Genomic DNA, 20,577 nt, shown 5'->3' with positions numbered 1-20,577 from the left:
GTCGCATTAAAAATTTGTTCGCATTGTACCGTTAGCAAGACGCGGGTGCTATGTTCATTCCAATCTCACCACTTGCGCGCAGGGCTTTCAAACGCCCGTTTACATCGTTATGCCACTGACCGTTGCCACTTGGCAAAACGCCCCGGACAGGCCGGGGCGTTTTGATCGCATCCGCTACGCGCGGGCTTTGAACCACTGACTACTCAAGGCGAAGCGCTACGAACAGCGAACGACCTTCGCGATAGAGACGAATGGGAATGGCCCGGTCGCTGGGAAGCTCCTCGACGATGCTTTCGAGCTCCTCGGCGCTAGAAACGCTGCGATGATCGACACTGACCAGAATATCGCCGGGAAGTAGCCCGGCTTCGGCGGCTACGCTGCCTGATTCCACCTGGCGCACTTCCACGCCGCCGCTAATGTTCAGGCGCTCCTTGAGCTCGGCTTCCACCTCGCCGACGCTGACGCCCAAACGCACCTGCTCGTCGCTGCGATTGGCGTTATCCGCTTGCCCCGCGTCGGGCCAGTCGCCCAGCTCGACGGTCTCTTCGACCTGCTCGCCGTCGCGCATCAGGGTAAGCGTTACGTCACTGCCCGGTGCTACGCGGCCGATCAAACGCGGCAGCGTGCTGGAACGGTCGACTTCTTCACCGTTGACGGCGGTAATCACATCGCCGGCCTGCAGGCCACCCTCAGCGGCTGGGCCCTGGGGGTCCAGGTCGGCAATGAGTGCGCCAATCGCATCGTCCATACCAAAGGACTCGGCCAGATCCCGGGAGACGGGCTGAATCATCACCCCCAGCCAGCCACGGTTGACGTGGCCATCTTCACGCAGCTGATCGGCGACGTTCATGGCGACGTTGATCGGAATCGCAAACGACAATCCCATGAAGCCACCGCTGCGGGTAAATATCTGGGAGTTGATTCCAATGACTTCGCCATCGAGGTTGAAAAGCGGCCCGCCGGAGTTTCCGGGGTTGATGGCGACGTCGGTCTGGATGAACGGCACGTAGGCATCCCGGGGGAGCGTGCGATTGATGGCGCTGACGATACCCGCCGTTACCGAGTGATCGAAACCAAAGGGCGAGCCAATAGCGGCCACCCACTCACCGACCCGCAGATCATCGGAGTTGCCCAAATTGAGTACTGGCAGGTTGTTGGCATCGATCTTTAAAAGCGCGACGTCGGTTTGTGTGTCGCTCCCGATCAGCTCCGCTTCGAGCTCACGACGATCGTTCAAACGCACCAGAATTTCGTCGGCATCCTGCACCACGTGGGCGTTGGTCAAGACAAACCCGTCGGCGCTGATTACGAACCCCGACCCCAGGGACTGGCGCTCTTCGCTACGCTCGCGGCCACCTTGCCCGCCCTGGCCCGGGGGCGAAGGGAAGTTGTCACCGAAGAAATGGCGGAAAATTTCCGGTATATCCTGGCCACCGAAGCCGCGCATATCCGGACCGCTTCGCTGAATCGTTCGACTGGTCGATATGTTGACGACGCCCGGGGCGGCGTCTTCGACCAGTTCGGTAAAATCAGGAAGGTTCTGCGCGTAAGCGCTTTGACCGAACACCAACAACGTGGCAAGGCATAGCCAAAGCGAGTAGGAAACAACCAAGCGCCTCATGGATAAAGCTCCTAATCAAACAACTGCTAACCGGGGAAGGAATTGGCTCGAAGAGCCGACAAGCAAGCCAATGACCGGCTTTAGAGCGGGTTTCAAAGGCCTGCAAATCCGTCTTACCAAACGTCGTCAAACACCCAACGTCGCTGAAAGAAATACTACTCGTCAAGCTCGATGGACTGAACGATGCGCCGCACCTGGGCAACCGGCAGTTCGCCAACGCCTACCAGTTGCCAGCGCGCATCTTCAGATTCGATTAACTCGATGGCTACCGCCGACACGCCCAAGCTGTAAGCCCCTTTCTCGAGAGCTTGATCGTCCGCTTGAGTGACAAAGACGCTAACCGATGAGAGCCCGTCGCTATAAAAGCGCTGGGCTAGCGGGTTATCGCTGGTGATTTCGGCGGGCTGAGGGACGAAGCCTTCGGGCAGCCAACCCACCTGCCAGGGGGGCTGTTCGCTGGCCGGGGCGCCCTCTTCCATTAACGGGCCGTCGTAGAGTTCCGGCGACTGTAGCTGGGTCATTTGGAAGGTTTCGACGACGCGGTCCTGGGCATCGCTTAGCTCGTGCTTGAGCAAAAGCCCCGTCTCCTCGTCCACCCACCAGGTATGGGCGTAACGATTATCGTCGAGGGGCTCGAACTGAAGCCGCGAGGCAACGCGTCCGGCAACGCGCTCTTCGTTTTCCAGCGTGACGTCGTAATAGGCTTCGACGTGCTCCGCCCAAGCCTGGGGGGTCGAGTCGATATCGAAACCGGCTTGCTCCAGCTGCGACCAGGCAAGCCGACCTGCCTGGGAGCGCCGTTCGACACTGATGGACGGACCGTCCAGGTGCTGCACGACTTGTTGGCGAACCCCATCCTGAACACGGTGGGAAAGTGCCAGTGTGCGAACGCCGATACTGTCGATAGAAACGGCGCGGGCCTGGTACTCGAAACAGTGACTGGCAAGCATGCTGCGCACCAGCCACTGCTCGATGCCTTCTGGGTCCTGCGTTAACCTGGGCGTGTCGCAGGACGGGCGAGCACTTTGCCCGGCGGGCTCATCACTTGCCTGGGCGGCAAAAGAAAGCGCGCCCATCGCGATAACACCGGAACTGATCAAAAGTTTTTGCAACCACACGTCTTTATCGCTGCTCACATTCACCCTTGAATACTCCGATTGGTCTGAACGCGTTTAGCGCTGGCCCAGCGGCTCGGCAACGGAGGATGAGCGCATTAGCGGCATCCAGCTATCGCCACTACCCGCCGCGGCGCCCTGGGCGTGCTGCTCGAGATAAGACTGCAGCAGACGAATCTGATCGGCGTCGATGGCACTGCCCTGGTTCGAGAACGTTTGCGCTGCCGTCGAAACCGAGGGCGCCTGAGCGCCGCCAAAACCGGACTCGCTAACGTTCATGAAACCGCTACCACCGGATTGACCGTTCATACGAAAGGCGGTGGGCTCGAACATTGGCATGTCCGATGCGGGCATGGCGTTACCTGCACCGAGATTCACCGGCTGGACCTGTGCCCCGCTATTGGTAGGCGCGGCGGCCAGATCTGTGGCGCCCTGCGGCTCGGAAGGATTACCGTTACTATTCAAAAACTGTACGCCGGTAATCACCATGAGCGAGACAGCCGCTGCCACGCCCGCACCCCGGGCAAAAGAGACTCGGCCGGGCTTGGCCGTCACAGGCTGCTGCTCCACATCCTGCTCACCAAGCAATGGCGCAGGCTCGCTTTCAAGGCGCGCCATGATACCGGCGGAAAGATCGGCGCTTACATCGACCGAGCGCTCGCGCTGCATCATGCTGCGTGCCAAGTGGTAGCGCCGCCACGTATCGGCCGCACCGGCCTCTTCGGGTAACGACTTTAACACCCGGCGCAGTTCAAGCTCGTCACTCTCACCATCCATTAACGCCGAAAGTGATTCCCGTGTGTTTAAACTCATACTTCACACCCTCACGCTGTGTTTAGAAAACGTCACAAGCCAACATTTATGTGTATGGCCGCGAGCGTTTCCACAGGCCAAAACTTGAGTTTTATGTGCACCGCCAGCTGCTTACAAAGTCGCTTGAAAAACCCGGCAGCGCATCATACTTGCCTTTTAAAGCTGGCCAAACTGGTCAACGCTTATGACGCCTTTAGCCACTGACAGTTCACTAAAAAATCAAATCACTGCTAATTTACGTCTCGCTCAAACGCGCCATTTCTAATCGTCGCGGCTGTTACGCGCCGTGCTCACCAGCGGGCGGATATGCTCGTCCACCGCCTCCCGCGCCCGGAATATGCGCGAGCGCACCGTGCCCACCGGGCACTGCATGACCTGAGCAATATCCTCGTACGCCAAACCGTCGAGCTCGCGAAGCGTGATAGCGGTGCGCAAATCGTCGGGCAACTTTTCGATTGCCTCGTACACCGCGGCTTCGAGCTGGTCTCGGGCGATGGACGCTTCCGGCGATTCGCTATCCGCCAGCCGCCCACTTTGGTCGAGCACCTCGGCATCGACGATATCCATGTCGCTGCCCGGCGGGCGGCGCCCGCGAGAAACCAGATGATTTTTTGCCGTATTGATCGCAATACGGTACATCCAAGTATAAAACGCGCTTTCGGAGCGAAATTTACCAAGCGCCCGATACGCCTTGATGAACGCTTCTTGCGCCACGTCCTGCACCTCGGCGTGGTCGTGCACGTAGCGGCCAATCAAACCAATGATTTTATGCTGATATTTTTTAACCAGTAGATCAAAAGCGCGCGTATCGCCTTTTTGGGCACGTTCAACAAGCTGCTGGTCTGTTTCACGAGTGCCCATTCACACGCCCCTCTCGCTCGAACACCCCGTGCCGAGCCTTGATTCTTTTCGCCCTCCTAAGCGGGCATTAACAGCATGCAACATAGCGTCCCTTGGGCAAAATTTAGTAAAAACGGTCGTTAACAAAGAAGATAACACGTCAGTTTGCCTCGCCGCTCGATGACAAGCGCTTGAAGGGTGGCTTTGACCCTACGCCGTTGTCCGGCGCAATAACCCGGTATAGCGGCCACCTCTGGGCAACCGCTATACCTTGTAACCTTTTCTAATCGCTATTTCTTACACCCGCCTCATGTAACTATCTATCGAAGCCATCTATTGAAACCAGGGCTTGCGCCAGCCTTATGTGGCGCCCTCTTTCACCTATCGCCTGGGGTCAGGCCTACCGCCATCTCCGGCCAGTGTAAGTAAACGAGGTGCCACTGTGCGTAGTGTTACGCGTTATGCCTGGCGCATCAAGCATCTTGCCGCGCGGTCCAGAACCCATGGGCAGACACTACGTGCTTTAGCATGGTTCCGTAACAATTGATTTTTGCTCCCTTAACGCGCGATAGTAGGGCCCACTTTTTGCCCACCGCCCCACACAGGTAGCATCATGTCAGATCAAGAGGTTAGCAATCTCAACGTCCTGGCTCAGGACGTTCTCACTACACCGGAAGCGTTGAAAAGCGCCGTTCCGCTGACCGAGAAAGCCGAAAAAACCGTCGTCGAAGGTCGCCGGGTCATTCAGAACATCCTCGATGGCAGCGACCCGCGCCTTTTGATGGTCGTCGGCCCCTGCTCGATTCACGACGTGGACGCCGCCCTCGACTACGCGCGCAAGCTGCGCAAGCTTGCCGACGAGGTCAGCGATTCCCTCTATATCGTCATGCGCGTTTACTTTGAAAAGCCTCGTACCACAGTGGGCTGGAAGGGACTGATCAACGACCCGCACTTGAACGGCTCGTTTGAAATCGACGAGGGCCTGCACACCGCACGTAAGCTGCTGGTGGATCTTGCCGAACTTGGCCTGCCGCTGGCCACCGAAGCGCTGGATCCGATCTCACCGCAGTACCTTCAAGACTGCATTAGCTGGTCGGCCATCGGGGCGCGCACCACCGAATCGCAAACCCACCGCGAGATGGCTTCTGGACTCTCATGCCCGGTCGGTTTCAAAAACGGCACCGACGGCAGCCTCGACGTGGCGGTCAACGCGCTGGAATCCGTCGCCAACCCGCACAACTTTCTGGGGATCAACCAGGCCGGTCAGGTGGCGATCATTCGCACTCGGGGCAACGCCTACGGCCACGTGGTGCTGCGCGGCGGCAATGGCAAGCCCAACTACGATAGCGTTAGCGTTGCGCTGGCCGAAAAAGAGCTCGCCAAGGCCAACCTTTCGGCCAACATCATGATCGACTGCTCCCACGCCAACTCCAACAAGGATGCCGCTCTGCAGCCGCTGGTACTGGAAAACGTCACCAATCAGATTCTCGAAGGCAATACGTCGATTATCGGCCTCATGGTCGAGTCGAACATCGGTTGGGGCAACCAGAAGCTTACCGATGACCTGAGCAAGCTCACCTACGGCGTTTCGGTCACCGACGCGTGCATCGACTGGGCTACTACGGAAGAAGCCTTCAAGAAGATGAACGACCAGCTCGCCCCGGTGCTCGCCAAGCGCTAATCAAAACGCCCCGCGGCCAAACCGCGGGGCGTTTCATTTCGAGCCTTTCACTTTTGGGCTTTCCGGATTCAGCCCCTGCTCATCCCCATTCCTTTTTGACCGCCTTAGGGGCTTATCTCACGCTTGAACGGCGGCAGCGCGTCGAGCAGCGCCTGGCCGTAGCGGCGCGTGATGACCCGCTTGTCCAGCAGTGTGATCACGCCTTCATCGCTCTCTTTACGAATCAAGCGCCCGCAAGCCTGCACCAGTTTGATCGAGGCATCCGGCACGCTGATACGCATGAACGGGTTACCTCCTTGGCTTTCGATCCACTCGGCAAGCGTTGCGCCGACCGGATCGTCCGGCACCGCGAAAGGCAGCCGCGTGATGACCACGTGGGTCAGGTAGTGGCCCGGCAGGTCGATACCTTCGGCAAAGCTTGCCAGCCCGAAAATGATGCTTCCCTCGCGGCGGTTCACCGCGGCGCGGTGGCGCTCTATCAATTCACGCTTGGGCAGCTCATCCTGGGCGAGCACGCGCTCGCGCACCGCCGCGGGCAGCGCTTTTGCTACGGCGCGCAGCTGAGCCCGCGAGGAGAACAGCACCAGTACGGCTTCGCGCTCCCCCAGGTTTTTGACAAACTCGACGATAGCGCGCTCGTGGCCTTCGCGATCCGACGGGTCGGTGGCCTCCCGGGGGACACGAAGCGTTGCATTGGCGTAGTCGAAGGGGCTGGGTAGCGCCTGATAGCGGTAGCGATTGGCAAGCCCGGCCCGCTCCTGCAGCCGGTCAAAACGTCCAAGTGCGGTCAGCGTGGCGGAGGTCACCACCGCGCCATGGCAACGCCCCCAAAGGTGCTTGGCCAGCGTATGCGCCGCCGATACCGGGCTTGCCGAAAACTCGATTTCCGGCTCCCCCGTTGGTTGGCTCAGCGTGATCCAACGCGCACTGGGCGGTGCGTTCGGCGCGTCCTGCTCGCTCATGCTTTGCCAAAGGGCGTGCGCCTCGAGGCTTCGCCCATGCAAAAGCGCCATCAACGGCAGCCAGCTTTCGGCCTGCTCCCGTTCAAGCCCGGTTTGCTTATCCGGATCCAGGGTTTCGCGCAGAATATCGCTAATGCTTTCAAGATTTCGCGCCAGGGTGGCAAACAGCGTTAGAAGCTGGCCGGCTTGCTCCTTGAGCGCTGCCGGAAGCTCACCTTTTTCGAAACGAAACTGGTGAAGGGACTCCTCATCCCCCAGGCCACGCTCACGTCCCGCTAATTGATAACCAAGGCTGAATACGTCGCCAAGCGCAGGCTCCAACGTATGAAGCAGCTCGGGCAACCCGGCCAAAAGCCTTGCAATAGTGGGCTGCCCGCCAAGGCCGGTGTTGAGCTCGGAAAGACTCGACTTCAGCGTTTTCAGCCAGCGCAAACACCCGTTGACGGCGAAGCGGTGGGCGAAGTGGGAAAGCGCCTTATCCGGCAGGTGATGGCCTTCGTCGAACACGAAGATGCACTCGGCGGGGTCCGGCAAAATGGCACCACCGCCGAGCGCCAAATCCGCCAGCACCAGGTCGTGGTTGGCCACGATGATGTCGGCGTTTTCGAGCTCCCGACGCGAGCGAAAGAAGGCACAGGCGCCAAAGTGGCCGCAGCGGCGCCCAGTGCATTGGCGGTGATCGACCGTTAACCGCCGCCAATGGCTGTCGTCGATGGTTACCGGCCAGTTATCCCGGTCCCCCTCCCACTTGCCGCTGCCGTAGGCCTCGGCCATGTCCGTGGCCAGCACGGTGAAATCGCTACTTTGCTCGGCCAGGGATTGCTCGAAAAGCGAATGCGTCGGGTTGGGTTCGACGCCCTCCAGGGCCTGGTCGAGGCGTGCCACGCAGACATAGCGCCCGCGCCCCTTGGCCAGGGCATACTTGAAGGCCAACCCACTGTGGCTTGCAAGTGCTGGCAGGTCCTGGTTGAGCACCTGCTCCTGAAGCGCGACCGTGGCCGTCGAGACGATCAGGCGCTTACCCTGGGCCTTGGCCACGGGCAGCGCCGAAATCAGATACGCCAGCGTTTTACCGGTACCGGTACCCGCTTCCAGTACGCAAACGTGGCGATCGCTTTTACGCTTGCCCTCGTCGTCGACCTCGATATCGCCCAGCGTGCGGGCGATTTCGGCAATCATCAGCCGCTGGCCGTAGCGCGGCGTAAGGGAAAGGTTTTCGACGACCTTTCGATACGCCTCCTGGATACTCGACTTGAGTTCGTTATCCAGCATTGCCGTTACAGCAGGCCTTCCGGCGGATGCTCGCAGGGTAGCTTGCCGTTGATGTAGCGCTCGATTTCGGGCAGCGAGAACGCATCCTCTTCACCTACGAAACTGATCGATACACCCTTGGCCCCGGCCCGGCCGGTCCGGCCTATGCGGTGAACGTAGTCTTCCGGGTCTTCGGGCAAGGTGTAGTTGATGACGTGGCTCACATCTTCGATGTGGATGCCGCGGCCGGCCACATCGGTGGCTACCAGCACCTGGATATTGCCTTCACGGAACTCCTCGAGCGTAGTGATGCGCTGATTTTGCGGCACATCGCCGGAAAGCATCGCCACGCTTACGCCTGCCTTTCTCAGCGCGGAATCGAGCTTGCGCACCAGGTCACGGCGGTTGCCGAATACCATGACGCGCTCGAAGCTTTCTTGCTCCAAAAGCTTGATTAAAAGCTGCTGCTTATCGTCATCGGAGACCATATAGACGCGCTGGTCGATATCCGCCTGGTTGTCGACGGTCACTTCGATATCGACATGGGCGGGCTTTTCCGTCCACTGACTGGCCAGGCTCAGGATATCGTCGGTAAAGGTCGCCGAGAAAAGGAAGGTCTGACGCTGCTCGGTTTTGGGCGTGTAGCGAATGATGCGCTTCACGTCCGGGATGAACCCCATCGAGAGCATACGATCCGCCTCATCGAGCACCAACACTTCGACCTCGGAAAGGTCGATATCACGCTTTTGATGGAAGTCCAGCAGCCGCCCCGGGGTCGCGACCAAAATATCGACGTTACCGGTCAGGCTTTCGCGCTGCTTTTGGTAATCCATACCACCGACGACACTGGCCACGTTCAACTGGGTGAAGCGGGCCAGAGCCTTGGCGTCTTTCTCGATCTGTAGCGCAAGCTCCCGGGTAGGAGCGATGATCAGCGCACGGGGCGCGCCCGGCTTTTGGCCATCGGGAACCGGCTCTTCCAAAAAGTAGGCAAGGGTCGACATCAAAAAGGCCGCGGTCTTGCCGGTACCGGTTTGTGCCTTGCCAACGATATCGCCACCCAATAGCGTCTGGCGCAGCGCCTCGGCCTGGATCGGTGTGCAGTACTCGAACCCCTGGGCGTGAATGGCACGCATCAGCGGGAGCGGCAAATCGAAGTCATGAAAGCGCCACTTACCGGCCACGGCGGGCACCTGAAACTGACGAAGGTCCCAGCCGGATTGGCGGCGGCGCGGCTTGCGGCGACGGCGCTTGGGCTTGCGGTTCTGGGCCGATGCTGTGGTCTGTTCCGACTCGCTCATAGGCTTTCTATCTGTCCATTACGGTGGATGTTAGGCATCACGACGCGCGTAGTATATCACAGGGCATCGCAATAAGAGCGCGCCCTGGCGTGTTCCCTACCCGCTTGCCTGTTAGAATGACGGCCAAATTAACGAAGGAGCGCGACATGACGCGTAAGAAAAAAACCCGCTCGCTCGCGGATAAAGTCACCATTCGTACCGGCCGGCGTAAAGATTATAAAAAGTGGCGCAAGGATAACCCCGACCAGGTCACTTCTTCGCGCCGGTTCGTGGCCAAGAAGCAGCAGCAGCGCAAGCTTCAAGCGGTGCGCAAGCTGGCCCGCCAGCAAGAGGGTCAGGCTATCGAGATCCATCCCGACAGCAAGGACAAACCCTCGCCGGGGGATGACACCTGATGCGCTTGGTCTCGTTCAACATCAACGGTATTCGGGCACGCTTACATCAACTGCAGGCGCTTATCGATACCCTCGCGCCGGACGTGATCGGGCTTCAGGAAACCAAGGTACAGGATAGCGAGTTTCCCCTACAGGCGGTCGAGGCGATGGGCTACCACGTCGTTTACTATGGGCAAAAAGGCCACTACGGCGTGGCGATGCTCTGCCGCCAGGCGCCGGCGTCGGTCACCTACGGTTTCCCTGATGATGAAGACGACGCCCAACGGCGCATGATCGGCGTCACGCTAAAAGACGAAAACGGCGAACCGGTCACGATTTATAACGGCTACTTCCCCCAGGGCGAAAGTATTTCGCACCCAGTGAAGTTTCCGCACAAGGAGCGCTTTTATCAGCAGCTCGCCCACTTGCTCGACAAGCGCCACAAGGTCGACGAGCGCCTGGCCATCATGGGCGATTTTAACATTTCGCCGGAAGACCGGGATATCGGCATAGGTGAGCAAAACCGCAAGCGCTGGCTGCGCGAGGGCAAAACCAGCTTTCAACCCATCGAGCGCGAGTGGCTCGAGGGCATCAAGGCCTGGGGCCTCAAGGACAGCTACCGGGTCTGCCACCCAAGCGATGCCGAGCACTTTAGCTGGTTCGATTACCGCTCCAAGGCGTTTGATCGCGACCCCAAGCGCGGGCTGCGTATCGACTATATTCTGGTCACTAGAGCGCTTGCCGACACGGCCACCGGCGCAGGCATCGACTACGAACTGCGCGCCATGGAGCGCCCTTCAGACCACGCCCCGACCTGGAGCGATTTTTCGCTGACGCTTGCAAACTAACTAGCGCAGCGTGGCAAGCCACTCACCGGCCTCTTCATCGCCGAGCGCCTGAGCCTGCTGCCAGGCGCGCTCGGCACGTTCTTCATCGCCCCAGGCATAGGCGAGCTGACCGTAGCGGCGCCAGTCCTCGCTTTGCCCGCTTTGCTTGGCAAGCGCCTGCCAGGCATCCAGCGCTTCTTGACTGTTTTTGGCCTGGTCCCAGGCGCGAGCCAGGCGGCGCAGGGTGGCCTCGTCGTGCTCCAGGCGCCCTGCTTCCAGCGCCTGTTCCAAATGCTCGGCGGCCCTGGCCGGTGTCCCCCCGGCCATATGCAGCTCGACGAGCGTATTGAAATCCTCGTTACTTTCAAACGCCCCCACCTGCCAGGCCATTTCCCAAAGCCCTGCGGCCATGCCCGCCTGCCCGGCCTGCTGGGCAAGTCCGGCGGCCTGGCGCCACTCATCGGCGCTGCTTTCTACGTTAAGGCCGTCCAACAGCCAGTCCAGCGCCTGGTCACCTTGCTCGGCGCGGCGCAGTACGTTCAGCGTTAGCGTCTGCTGCGCCTCATCGAGTGAATCCTGCTGCTCCAAAAGCGTCGTCAGGCGCTCGGCGGCGGCGTCCCATTGGTCGTTCCCAGCCAGCAGGCGCACCAGCTGCCAGCTCATCTGGCGGTCACTGTTGCTTGAAAGCCACTGCTCGTAGAGCGCAATGGCTTCAACGCGCTGCCCGGCGGCGCGCCTTAGCGTGGCCTCCTCGCGAAGCCACTGGCTTGCCTGCTCGGCGCTTACGCTACTGCGTGTCCGGGCGCGAGCCAACTGGTCCGCAGCGGCGTCAGCGTTACCCTGACGCGACAACGCCCCCGCCGCTAGTTGAAAGTAAAGCGCGCTTGCCCACTGATCTGAACGATTGCCGCCTTGCAGCCGCTCTGCCTGCCGGGTAGCCCGGGCAGCGACACTTTCCAGACGGCTTTCATCAGACTGTACCGCGTTCGAGAGCTCGCTTTGCAGCGCGTTTAAATCCTGAATGATATCGCCTGGCAACGGCTCGCTTGCTTGGGCAAAGGCGACCCAGCCGCTAAACATCAAAAACGCTAAACGTTTCATGACTACCTCAGCTGAAATTCGACACGCTGGGTGGTAAGGCGTACCTGCTCGCTCGGCGGAAATTGCCAGCCAGCAATGGCCTCCCGGGCGGCATCCTCAAACACCCGCCGGGGCTGCGCGTTGGTGATCTCGATGGTGCTCGCATCTACGCTGCCATCTCGACGAACGACAAAACGCACCTCGACGAAGCCTTCCATCCCCCGGCGTACCGCACGGTTGGGATACACCGGATCTGTCTTGCTGGTCGCGGCTATCTGGCCCACGTTGACCGGCTCGTTGGAGACCGGTGCTTCGGCGGGCGGCGCCGCTTCTGCCGGCGCCTCGGCCGGTGCCGATGATGGCGCGGGCTGGGGCGAAGGAGCCGGCGCGGGCGTAGGCTCGGGGGGCGGAGCCGGTTCCGGTTCGGGGGTCGGCGCTGGCGTCGGCTCCGGCGTGACTTCCGTAAGCTCTGGAAGCTCGCTATCGAGCTCGACGGGCTCTACCGGGTCCTCGGGCAGCTGTGTATCGGGTAGCGTGATCGGGCTATCCGATACGGCAACCGGTTCCGGTGCCGGCGGGGGCGGCGGCGCTGCCTCTTGCGGCGGCGCCTCGGCCGGCGCCGGGGCTTGCTGTTCGGGCGCAACGTCCGGCGCTTCCACCATGTTCATACTCATGGTCATCTCCGGCTCTTCCGGCGGGCGCTCTGGCGGAGTGACCAATAATGCAAGGCACAAAAAGAGCCCCATCGCCAGCGCCGCACCGGCTACGAGCGAAAACAAACGACGAATCATTGCGTGCTCCGACTCGCTGCCACCGCTACCTGCTCGACCCCGGCCTGCTGCAAGCGGTCCATGACCTCGATCAAAAGCCCGGTCGTGGAGTCGCGGTCGGCCTGAATCACGACCGAGCCGTCGGCACTTAAAAGCCCCGCGACTTGTTGTCCGACCCGGTGGATATCCACCGGGCTTCCATCGACCCACACCGCGCCTTCCGGCGTGACCGCGACCAGTACCTGGGCGTCCGGGCGCGAGCTCGCTGCGCTGGATTCAGGACGGTCGATTTCGATACCGCTTTCGTTGATAAAGCTGGTGGTGACGATGAAGAAAATCAGCATGATAAACACAACGTCGAGCATTGGGGTCAGGTTGACCTCGTTGCTGTCCGCGGCACTGTCTGACAAATGACGTCTACGCATCGTTATTCTCCAGGGCACGCGCCAAACGGTCATGAAGACGCTGGTCCTCGCGACGGATCACGTGCTCAAGACGGCTAATAAATAAAAGCCCCACCACGGCAATGGCCATGCCCGTTAGGGTAGGCAGCGTCGCCCGGGCCACGCCATCGGCCATGGCGCGCGCCTGGTGGGTATCGCTATAGGAAAGACTGTCGAATACCGTGATCATGCCGGTGACCGTGCCTAAAAGCCCGAGCAACGGGCAAAGCGCCACCAAAAGCTTTAGCCAAGGCAGCGGCCGGCGAAGCTTGCCCACCAGCGCCTCGGACCAGACCTGGCGCAGGGTTCGCGCGCTCCAGCTGCGGTGATCCTGGCGGCTGGCCCAGCGCTCGAGAAGCCGGCGGCGCGCCAAACGCCAGGTCACCCGGTAGTACCAAAAGCGCTCGATCGCCATGGCGAACACCATGACCGCCACTACCGCGAGCACGACCAGCACGACACCGCCCGCTTCGATCAGCCGTTCTACGGGCTCGAGCCAAAGTGGAATTACCGGCATTTAGTTCACCACCGCGCCATGATGCGCCGACTGGGCTTCCAAATGATTGGCCAGCGTTGCGCTAGCCTCCCCTTCGATGACTTGGGTCAGGTAGCGGCTGCGGCTGGCCAGCGCGGTTTGCGCAAACAGGAGCGGTACCGCGGTGACAAGACCAAGCACCGTGGTCACCAGCGCCTGGCTGATACCACCGGCCATCAACTGTGGGTCGCCGGTACCGAAAACGGTAATGGCCTGGAAGGTGACGATCATACCCGTCACGGTACCCAGAAGCCCCAGCAAGGGCGCGATGGCGGCCAGCAACTTGACCATGGGCTGACCGCGCTCGATACGCGGAAGCTCTGCCAGCACCGCCTCGTCCAAGCGCGCTTCAAGCGCCTCGGGGGTTTGGTGCTTGTCCATATCCTTGAAGCGGTAAAGAACGCGCCCCAGGGGGTTGTTATGGTCGAGATTATCCAGCGAGCGGCGCTGGCGCTTGACCCGCGCACTGACGACCCACAGGTAGAGGTACTGCGCCAGCGCGACCAGCAAGCCGATGACACCGAGCACGACCACTACGTAGCCCACGTAGCCGCCCTGCTGGAAGCGCTCCCAGAGGCTGGGGCGCTGGGTGAGCGCGGCCAGCACGCTTCCCTGAGAAGGATCGATGGCAAATTGGCGGCTCTCGCCGCGGTGATATTCGCCCAGCGTCGACTGAATCTCTGCCGGGGTGCGCGGCATTTCCGAGAGCGCGCCATCCTCACCGCTCATACGCACTAGCGCTGACTCGGTAAAGGCGGCGAAATCACCCAGCCGTATGATATCGCGCGACTCGATGTCGCCACGCTCGTTAGCCACCGGCAGGGTCAGCCGCTCGGCGCGCCCGGTCTGAGCGCTCAGCGTGGCCAGGCTGTCGACCACACGTTCGAGCTGGGCGCGCTCGAGCACCTCGACGCCATCGAGGCGCGGGGGAAGCGCCGCATCGCCCAGGGTGAGCAGGCTCTGCTCGCCCAGTTCGTTGCGCACTTCGTCGCTTTGGCGCGTAAGGCTCACTAGTAGAGCCGAGAGCTCTTCCCCCTGCTCCCCCTGGCGGCTGGCCAGCTCGCTCGCCTGCTCCGCTTGCTCTTGTTGCTGGGCCTGAAGTGCGTCGCGCTGCGCCTGCGCCTCGTCGTTAGCGGCGCGAGCTTCTTCGAGCGCCTCCTCGAGGGCTTGCTGGTCGTTTAAAAAGCTCTCCAGCCGCGCCTGGTCGCGGGCCTCGGCGGCCTGGCGCGCCTCGCTCAGCGAGGTCACCTGACCGGATTGTGCGAAGATCGGGCCGGCCATAAGGCAACCGGCCATGACAAGAGCGCTCAATGTGAGCCGGCGCTTGAGCTGCAATGTGATCATGACTGGCTTTCCTGCTCGGCGGTGATCGATAGCGGTAGGGTGATGAGCTCGGGCGTGCGCTGCTCGTCGGCGATGCGCAGGCCATTGCGCACTTCGCGGCGCTCACGCTCGTCCAGTGCTTGCCACTGCCCGCTTTCGCTGTCCCACACGGCGCCTTCGCGGCCGTCCGGCGTCAAGTAGTAATAGCCAATGCGCCCCACGCGCAAATAGTCGACCTCGCGAGGTGAATCCTCGTCAAGCGCCAGCCGACCGCGCCAATGATCGACGGTGCGGCCGTATTCGAGTTCGGCGCGCCAGGTCTCCAAAAGCTGTTCGATGCGCTCGGCACCGCCCTCGCCCTGAAGGCTTTCCACTCGCGCCAGGCGCTCGCCGTGTAAAAAAGGTAAATCGTTTTCGATAAACGCGACGAGCTGCTCGGTCATATCCTGCTCTATGATGGGCAGCGCCGCGCGGGTCTCGCTGACCGTATCCAGGGCGCTGCTTAAACGCTGCTGGCGCTCGGCCTCGGCGGCCAGACGCGCGCTGGCCGATGCGTTCGACGCCTGGAGAGTGCGAGTTTCACGCTCCAGGGCTCTGAGCTCCTCGAGGGCGCTGCGCGTCTGCTCGTCGGCCTGGTCGATCTGCTGCTGAAGGGCCGACTGGGTTTGCTGGGCCTCAACGCCTTGCGCGGCCTGACCGATGGTTTCATCACTTGCCGACGCGTGAGCGCTTAGCAACACCCAAGCGATGCCCAAGCATCCCGGCAAGCTTAAGAAGGGCCTTTTCAGCACGTTAAATCTCCATCACTGGTAAGCGCTAGCGTTCACTGCAGCGCTAAAAACCTGTTAGATATAAGAACCATTTGCGTTTACCTTCGCTGCATAGCGTAACACTAAATCTACAAATGACAATATTTATCATTAACATTCAAAGGGCTAACTTTAAAGATACTGTTTTTTGGAAGTTTTAACGTAGGGGAGATAAACAAGTAGCTGGCGGGAGGGTGGTGCGGGTAGCAAGTGCGGTGGTCGGCACCAGGGCCTTAAACAGCAAAGCGTCGGCACGAGGCCGACGCTTTATTTAGACTAAAACCACCATGGGGCTGGCTTTAGTGAGTAACGGCCCAATAAGAGCCATTACATGACGAGTTGCTTAGTTCCACTCGTCCAGTTCAACGCGACGGTTTTGCGCGCGGCCCTGGTCGGTATCGTTGGTAGTAACCGGACGATCTTCGCCGTAGCCGATGGAGCGCATGTCGTTAGCCGGTACGCCACGCTGGGCGAGGTAGCTTGCAACAGACTCGGCGCGACGCTGAGAAAGCTCACGGTTGTACTCTGCAGAACCTACGGAGTCAGTGTGACCTTCGATGCTAACGCGAACGTCGGGGTTGTTGACCAGACGCTCTGCAACGCCGTTGAGTACTTGCTGCGCGCCAGCGGTCAGCTGAGCGGAGTCAAACTCGAAGTTAACGTTCTGAAGAACAACACTCTCCGGGCAACCCAGCGCATTGACTTCAACACCCGCCGGGGTGTTCGGGCACTGATCGCGGTAATCCGGAACGCCGTCGTTATCGGAATCGATCGGGCAACCTACAGCGTCAACTTCTACGCCGGCAGGCGTGCCCGGGCACTGGTCACGGTAATCCGGAACACCGTCGTTATCGGAATCCAGCGGGCAACCCTGAGCATCGGTTGCAACACCGGCGGGTACTTCACCGTAAGTCGGGCACTGCGGTGCAACCGGCTCGGGTGTACGATCAGCACAAAGCAGACCGCCGATAGCGCCACCGACTGCTGCGCCGGTCGCTGCACCGCTTTCTTCATCGGAGCTACCGCTGACGCCGTAACCGATACCGCCACCAATCAAACTGCCTGCGATACCGCAAACGAGCGGATGCTGGTACCAGTCGCGATCGGTGCTGCTTGCGCTTGCCTGGCCAGACGATTGGGAAGCAGAGCTAGCACAGCCGGAAAGGCCCACTACCAAAGCCGAACCGATGAGCAAGCCTGTCGTTGATTTTTTCATGCAAGACTCCTTCTTGATCCAATGCTAACGAGGTCGTTTAACCACGTTTATCCGATGCTTTTTATATAACGAGAGCATCCGTTTTTTCGTTTGACCGGTGTCGAAGGAACGAACCGTTCTTCAACCCGATCGGTGTGCCAATCATCCCCTGCCTAACAAGGCAGACTAGACAGCATCCATGCCGTGATATCAACTTCTTGCCGATACCGGCATTTCAATCATAGCAAAACTCTCATTATCGACGCCAAGAAAAGTACGCTAACTTCACCTGCACGTCTATAGAGAAGTGATCGCTATATTAATGAAGCGCCGAACCGCCCTGGGCTCGCCACTCGAGTACGGCCTTCGCTGCACTCAATACTGCCGGGCGCATCTCGTTTTCGACTTCGATGCGCTCTTTGTCCTCGCTCATACGCTCCCGCGGTGAGAGCTGCTTTCTTGCCGAATGCGTTTTAAGATGACGTGTCCGGTTGTATACATCGGCGAAGGGCCGGAATTCGTCGCGCTCGGTCAAACTCGGATCAACGATCTCGAGCAGCACCTTACAGCGCCAGCAGCCTTCGGTAATATCGACCTGTTCCTGTACCAGCGCGCTTGCCACGTAGTCCAGGTTTTCCAAACTGTTTTGCTGAGCGCGCTGGTCTTCTTCAATGCGAAACGCTTCGCGGCGCTTTACTTCTTTGCGTAGGGTCAAAGCATAAATGCCCAACCCCACCACGACCGCAGCGCCCAACAGCAGTAATACTAGCGCTAAAATAGAATTCATGCGGCTTCCTTGATGAGTTTTTGCCAACAGGGTCTGATGCTGCTTAAAAACCTGAAAAGCCCTGACCCGGCATTAACCAATAACTATGCGATAATTGTACACCCTATATAGTTGATTTAACCAATTTTATCTACGCCCTATTCAACGCGAGGTATTTTACAACGCGAAGGGATTTTCTGGATTTGTCGGTATTCGCTGTCGCTTAGCTGCCGCCAACGCCACCACGCTAGACACAGGCTGACTGAGAGCATCGCCGCGCCGGCGGTGTGCATGAGCGCAAGCCACAGTGGCAGCCACATTAAAACATTGGCCATACCTAATGCGGCCTGGGTTATAAAAGTGGCAAGCGTGAGCGTAAGCACGCCTTTTAAGGCCGAAATATGCCTATAGCGCCACCAAAGCGCCAAAAGCAAGAGCCCTAAAAGCAGCGCGCCGCCACGGTGCATGACTTGTATAGCCGTGCGCGCCTTGAAATGGAGCTGGCCATGGAGGTAGTTAGGCCCTACCGTCTGGGTTAGGTGAAGCGCCTCACTGAAGTCCATTGGCGGCCACCACTGTGCGTTACACGTAGGCACCCCTTGGCAGGCAAGCCCGGCATAATTGCTGGTCACCCACCCGCCCAACGCCAGTTGGAGCAACAAAAACGTTGCCGCCACCGCCCAAAGCAGATTGATCGGGCGCCGCTTCAAGCGCCTTTTGTGAACATTGTGACGAACGCGCAAATGAAGCCATAAAAAAAGCGTTAATACGCCTAGACCGCCTAAAAGGTGCAGTGTGACTACCTGAGGCCAGAGCTTGAGCGTAACGGTAAACGCGCCAAAAGCACCTTGAATCGCAATCGCCCCGAGCAGCGCTAAACTCAACGGCCAAGGGTAGCCCTCCAGGTGGCGAAGTTTGCGCCCAAACACGACGATACTCACGACTACCGCACCTAAAAGCGTAGCCATATAGCGATGAATCATTTCCATCCATGCCTTGGCCGGATCGAGTGGCGCATCAGGATGTATCAGCGCGGCGTCTTCGCTACTGGGCACCAGTAAGCGCCCGTAGCAGCCAGGCCAGTCCGGGCAGCCAAGCCCGGCATCGACCAAACGCGTCCAGGCACCCAATAAAATGACGCAGGCGGTCAAAAGCGTTCCGAATAACGTGAGATAGCCAAGCCATCGCAAACGTTTTTCCATGGCGTCTTGCATACTGTTTCCTTACCTACTTACGGCCCATAGTGCGTTGCTAACGATCCTTCGTAATGCAAGCCAAAGTCGAACCGCTTAAAATAGAACTATCTGTTTGAAGCAGTGCGGCTCAATTCGGCAGAAACGGCGCGAGCCGATCATACGCCAATGCATCGGTTTCTGGCCTGCGCTATAGCGTCGCGACCGCTGACCCGAATGTACGAGGATCAGCGTCGAATTCTTGCCCTGGGATAAATTGCGTTATATTTAACGAAGGTATCCGCTATAGTTTACAGCGTTAGCGCAGGCAACAGGATAGCATCGATGCCCCGTTTTGAAGGGCTACCCGTGTTATCGAATCTGCTATTCAAAATATAATGTGATCGAGGGAGTGTTTGATGTTTCAACGCCGTACCTTACTGACGGCCTCGCTAAGCGCGGCGCTACTACTGGGTCTAAATGGCTGTACAACCTACACCTGGCCAGATGGCTCGCAGGAGACCGTTATAGGCGTCGTACCGGAAGACGAAAACCAGCGCTTTGAAGAGCAGCGTGCCGAAGGCGCCCGTTACCGCGTGCCAGGCGTTGACGCCGAGCCGCCCCAGTAGGCTTGCCGCCTCATGCAACGCGACACGATCACGTTAAGCGCGCTCGCCAAAGAGCGCGCGCCCTTCGATACCTACCGCGTGGAGATCTACGCACTGGATACCGGCTGGTATATCGTGCGACTTCATCACGTCAAAGGCGTTAAAGAACTGATCGATGAAAAGGGTAGCACGCAGCTTTTCACCGGCCCTCAGTGGGTTAGCCGCTCGCTGCGCCCGCTGGGCTTTCACCAGGCCGTACTGACCCACGCCGACGTATTCGATGAAATGATCGGCGCGCCGACTCAAACGGTCTCTGCAGAACAACGCCTCGAGTTTGGCACCCGGGTCGCGCTTCGTACCTGATTACAGCGGCTTAGGGTCAGGCCACCCCGCACCCTTTTAAAATCACATGCTCCAAAAATGCCGTTACGTTGACGACATCCTCGTCGCTTAGACGCTCGCGCCCCAGTATGGCGTTCACCTGGGCACCGTACTCGGTATAGTGCTGGGTAGACGACCAGATCAGGAAAATCAGGTATCGCGGGTCGACGTCATCCATTTTTCCCATAGCGGACCACTGGCGGATTACGGCGGCTCGACTTTCGACCCACGCGCGAAGCTCCCCTTCCAGATAGCTTTCCAAAAAAGGCGCGCCGGCTAAAATTTCTAACGCAAAAAGGCGCGAGCCTTCCGGGTAGCGCTGCCCTAGCATCATTTTGGTGCGTATAAAGTTACTCAACACCTCTTGGGGGTCGCTATGGGGGGTAATATCTTCCAGCACCGCGTTCCATCGCTGCATCATTTTGTCGAGAAGCTTTAAATAAAGCGCCTGCTTGCTGCCCATATAGTACAACACGTTGGCCTTGGGTAGCCCGGCCCGGTCGGCAATCGATTGAAGGCTCGCCCCCCGGTATCCGTGAAGCGCAAACACGTGTTCGGCCGCATCGAGAATGGATTGCTCAACGCCATCGCGGCTACTTCTTTTTTCTTTCAAGGAGGGGCTGCTCATTTCAGGATGATTCCTTCACACACCATGGTCGGCTGCATACCGTCGAAAAGCACTAAAACGCACCAAAAATGACCGTTTTAGC

21 protein-coding genes are annotated in these 20,577 nt (G+C 59.5%); 5 read left to right on the top strand and 16 right to left on the bottom strand.

Annotated features, from left to right (window positions below; all coding sequences use genetic code 11):
* Nucleotides 1-199: 199 nt before the first annotated feature.
* The 4 genes from ACWHRL_RS07705 to rpoE all read right to left on the bottom strand — a co-directional run bounded on the left by ACWHRL_RS07705 (nucleotide 200) and on the right by rpoE (nucleotide 4,410).
* A complete protein-coding gene (locus tag ACWHRL_RS07705; RefSeq protein ID WP_447895889.1) occupies nucleotides 200-1,621 on the bottom strand; it encodes a DegQ family serine endoprotease in 1,422 nt (473 codons plus the stop codon).
* Between the two features lie 155 nt (nucleotides 1,622-1,776).
* Nucleotides 1,777-2,757, bottom strand: a complete 981-nt coding sequence (locus tag ACWHRL_RS07700; protein WP_447895888.1) for a MucB/RseB C-terminal domain-containing protein — start codon at nucleotides 2,755-2,757, stop codon at nucleotides 1,777-1,779.
* 36 nt (nucleotides 2,758-2,793) lie between these two features.
* Complete coding sequence (locus ACWHRL_RS07695; RefSeq protein WP_447895887.1) at nucleotides 2,794-3,549, bottom strand: sigma-E factor negative regulatory protein; 756 nt, start codon at nucleotides 3,547-3,549, stop codon at nucleotides 2,794-2,796.
* A gap of 261 nt (nucleotides 3,550-3,810) precedes the next feature.
* Complete coding sequence (rpoE, locus tag ACWHRL_RS07690; RefSeq protein WP_447528644.1) at nucleotides 3,811-4,410, bottom strand: RNA polymerase sigma factor RpoE; 600 nt, start codon at nucleotides 4,408-4,410, stop codon at nucleotides 3,811-3,813.
* 592 nt (nucleotides 4,411-5,002) lie between these two features.
* On the opposite strand from rpoE, the gene ACWHRL_RS07685 reads away from it, so the two are divergent.
* Nucleotides 5,003-6,070, top strand: a complete 1,068-nt coding sequence (locus ACWHRL_RS07685; protein ID WP_447528643.1) for a 3-deoxy-7-phosphoheptulonate synthase — start codon at nucleotides 5,003-5,005, stop codon at nucleotides 6,068-6,070.
* A gap of 104 nt (nucleotides 6,071-6,174) precedes the next feature.
* Here ACWHRL_RS07685 and dinG read toward each other — a convergent pair whose 3' ends face one another.
* Together dinG and ACWHRL_RS07675 are read right to left on the bottom strand one after the other, a co-directional pair.
* On the bottom strand, nucleotides 6,175-8,304 hold the full coding sequence (gene dinG, locus ACWHRL_RS07680; RefSeq protein WP_447895886.1) for an ATP-dependent DNA helicase DinG: 2,130 nt from the start codon (nucleotides 8,302-8,304) through the stop codon (nucleotides 6,175-6,177).
* Nucleotides 8,305-8,309: 5 nt separating this feature from the next.
* Complete coding sequence (locus ACWHRL_RS07675; protein WP_447895885.1) at nucleotides 8,310-9,584, bottom strand: DEAD/DEAH box helicase; 1,275 nt, start codon at nucleotides 9,582-9,584, stop codon at nucleotides 8,310-8,312.
* A gap of 146 nt (nucleotides 9,585-9,730) precedes the next feature.
* Here ACWHRL_RS07675 and ACWHRL_RS07670 point away from each other — a divergent pair, with 146 nt between their 5' ends.
* Both ACWHRL_RS07670 and xthA read left to right on the top strand, forming a co-directional pair.
* A complete protein-coding gene (locus ACWHRL_RS07670; RefSeq protein WP_447528640.1) occupies nucleotides 9,731-9,979 on the top strand; it encodes a hypothetical protein in 249 nt (82 codons plus the stop codon).
* Nucleotides 9,979-10,806, top strand: coding sequence for an exodeoxyribonuclease III (gene xthA / locus ACWHRL_RS07665; protein WP_447895884.1), 828 nt, complete (start codon nucleotides 9,979-9,981; stop codon nucleotides 10,804-10,806). The genes ACWHRL_RS07670 and xthA overlap by 1 nt, the downstream gene beginning before the upstream one ends.
* Here the strand turns inward: xthA and ACWHRL_RS07660 are convergent, their stop codons facing one another.
* The 9 genes from ACWHRL_RS07660 to ACWHRL_RS07620 form a co-directional block, all read right to left on the bottom strand.
* A complete protein-coding gene (locus ACWHRL_RS07660; RefSeq protein ID WP_447895883.1) occupies nucleotides 10,807-11,886 on the bottom strand; it encodes a tetratricopeptide repeat protein in 1,080 nt (359 codons plus the stop codon). It lies immediately after the preceding gene.
* A 2-nt stretch (nucleotides 11,887-11,888) separates the two neighbouring features.
* A complete protein-coding gene (locus ACWHRL_RS07655; RefSeq protein ID WP_447895882.1) occupies nucleotides 11,889-12,656 on the bottom strand; it encodes a TonB family protein in 768 nt (255 codons plus the stop codon).
* On the bottom strand, nucleotides 12,653-13,060 hold the full coding sequence (locus tag ACWHRL_RS07650) for an ExbD/TolR family protein (protein ID WP_447895881.1): 408 nt from the start codon (nucleotides 13,058-13,060) through the stop codon (nucleotides 12,653-12,655). Before ACWHRL_RS07650 ends, ACWHRL_RS07655 begins: the two co-directional genes overlap by 4 nt.
* Nucleotides 13,053-13,595 carry a MotA/TolQ/ExbB proton channel family protein gene (locus ACWHRL_RS07645; RefSeq protein WP_447528635.1) on the bottom strand — a complete coding sequence of 181 codons (543 nt, stop codon included), beginning with the start codon at nucleotides 13,593-13,595 and terminating at the stop codon, nucleotides 13,053-13,055. Before ACWHRL_RS07645 ends, ACWHRL_RS07650 begins: the two co-directional genes overlap by 8 nt.
* Nucleotides 13,596-14,957: a MotA/TolQ/ExbB proton channel family protein gene (locus ACWHRL_RS07640; RefSeq protein WP_447895880.1), complete on the bottom strand. Its 1,362-nt coding sequence runs from the start codon at nucleotides 14,955-14,957 to the stop codon at nucleotides 13,596-13,598. It abuts the gene before it with no gap.
* Nucleotides 14,954-15,727, bottom strand: coding sequence for a DUF3450 domain-containing protein (locus tag ACWHRL_RS07635; RefSeq protein WP_447528633.1), 774 nt, complete (start codon nucleotides 15,725-15,727; stop codon nucleotides 14,954-14,956). Before ACWHRL_RS07635 ends, ACWHRL_RS07640 begins: the two co-directional genes overlap by 4 nt.
* Before the next feature lie 361 nt (nucleotides 15,728-16,088).
* Complete coding sequence (locus tag ACWHRL_RS07630; protein WP_447895879.1) at nucleotides 16,089-16,961, bottom strand: OmpA family protein; 873 nt, start codon at nucleotides 16,959-16,961, stop codon at nucleotides 16,089-16,091.
* A gap of 298 nt (nucleotides 16,962-17,259) precedes the next feature.
* Nucleotides 17,260-17,727 carry a DUF2489 domain-containing protein gene (locus ACWHRL_RS07625; protein WP_447528631.1) on the bottom strand — a complete coding sequence of 156 codons (468 nt, stop codon included), beginning with the start codon at nucleotides 17,725-17,727 and terminating at the stop codon, nucleotides 17,260-17,262.
* Nucleotides 17,728-17,864: 137 nt separating this feature from the next.
* Nucleotides 17,865-18,920, bottom strand: a complete 1,056-nt coding sequence (locus tag ACWHRL_RS07620) for a COX15/CtaA family protein (RefSeq protein WP_447895878.1) — start codon at nucleotides 18,918-18,920, stop codon at nucleotides 17,865-17,867.
* A gap of 377 nt (nucleotides 18,921-19,297) precedes the next feature.
* Here ACWHRL_RS07620 and ACWHRL_RS07615 point away from each other — a divergent pair, with 377 nt between their 5' ends.
* Both ACWHRL_RS07615 and ACWHRL_RS07610 read left to right on the top strand, forming a co-directional pair.
* On the top strand, nucleotides 19,298-19,507 hold the full coding sequence (locus tag ACWHRL_RS07615) for a hypothetical protein (protein ID WP_447528629.1): 210 nt from the start codon (nucleotides 19,298-19,300) through the stop codon (nucleotides 19,505-19,507).
* A 12-nt stretch (nucleotides 19,508-19,519) separates the two neighbouring features.
* Complete coding sequence (locus ACWHRL_RS07610) at nucleotides 19,520-19,849, top strand: DUF6482 family protein (RefSeq protein ID WP_447895877.1); 330 nt, start codon at nucleotides 19,520-19,522, stop codon at nucleotides 19,847-19,849.
* A gap of 16 nt (nucleotides 19,850-19,865) precedes the next feature.
* Here the strand turns inward: ACWHRL_RS07610 and ACWHRL_RS07605 are convergent, their stop codons facing one another.
* Entirely contained in the window at nucleotides 19,866-20,495 is a 630-nt protein-coding gene (locus tag ACWHRL_RS07605; protein ID WP_447895876.1) for a TetR family transcriptional regulator C-terminal domain-containing protein, read from the bottom strand.
* Between the last annotated feature and the right edge of the window lie 82 nt (nucleotides 20,496-20,577).

Source organism: Vreelandella sp. GE22, assembly GCF_968212445.1.
The sequence above is the reverse complement of the archived record's forward strand: the minus strand, read 5'-3'. Positions and strand labels throughout refer to the sequence as shown.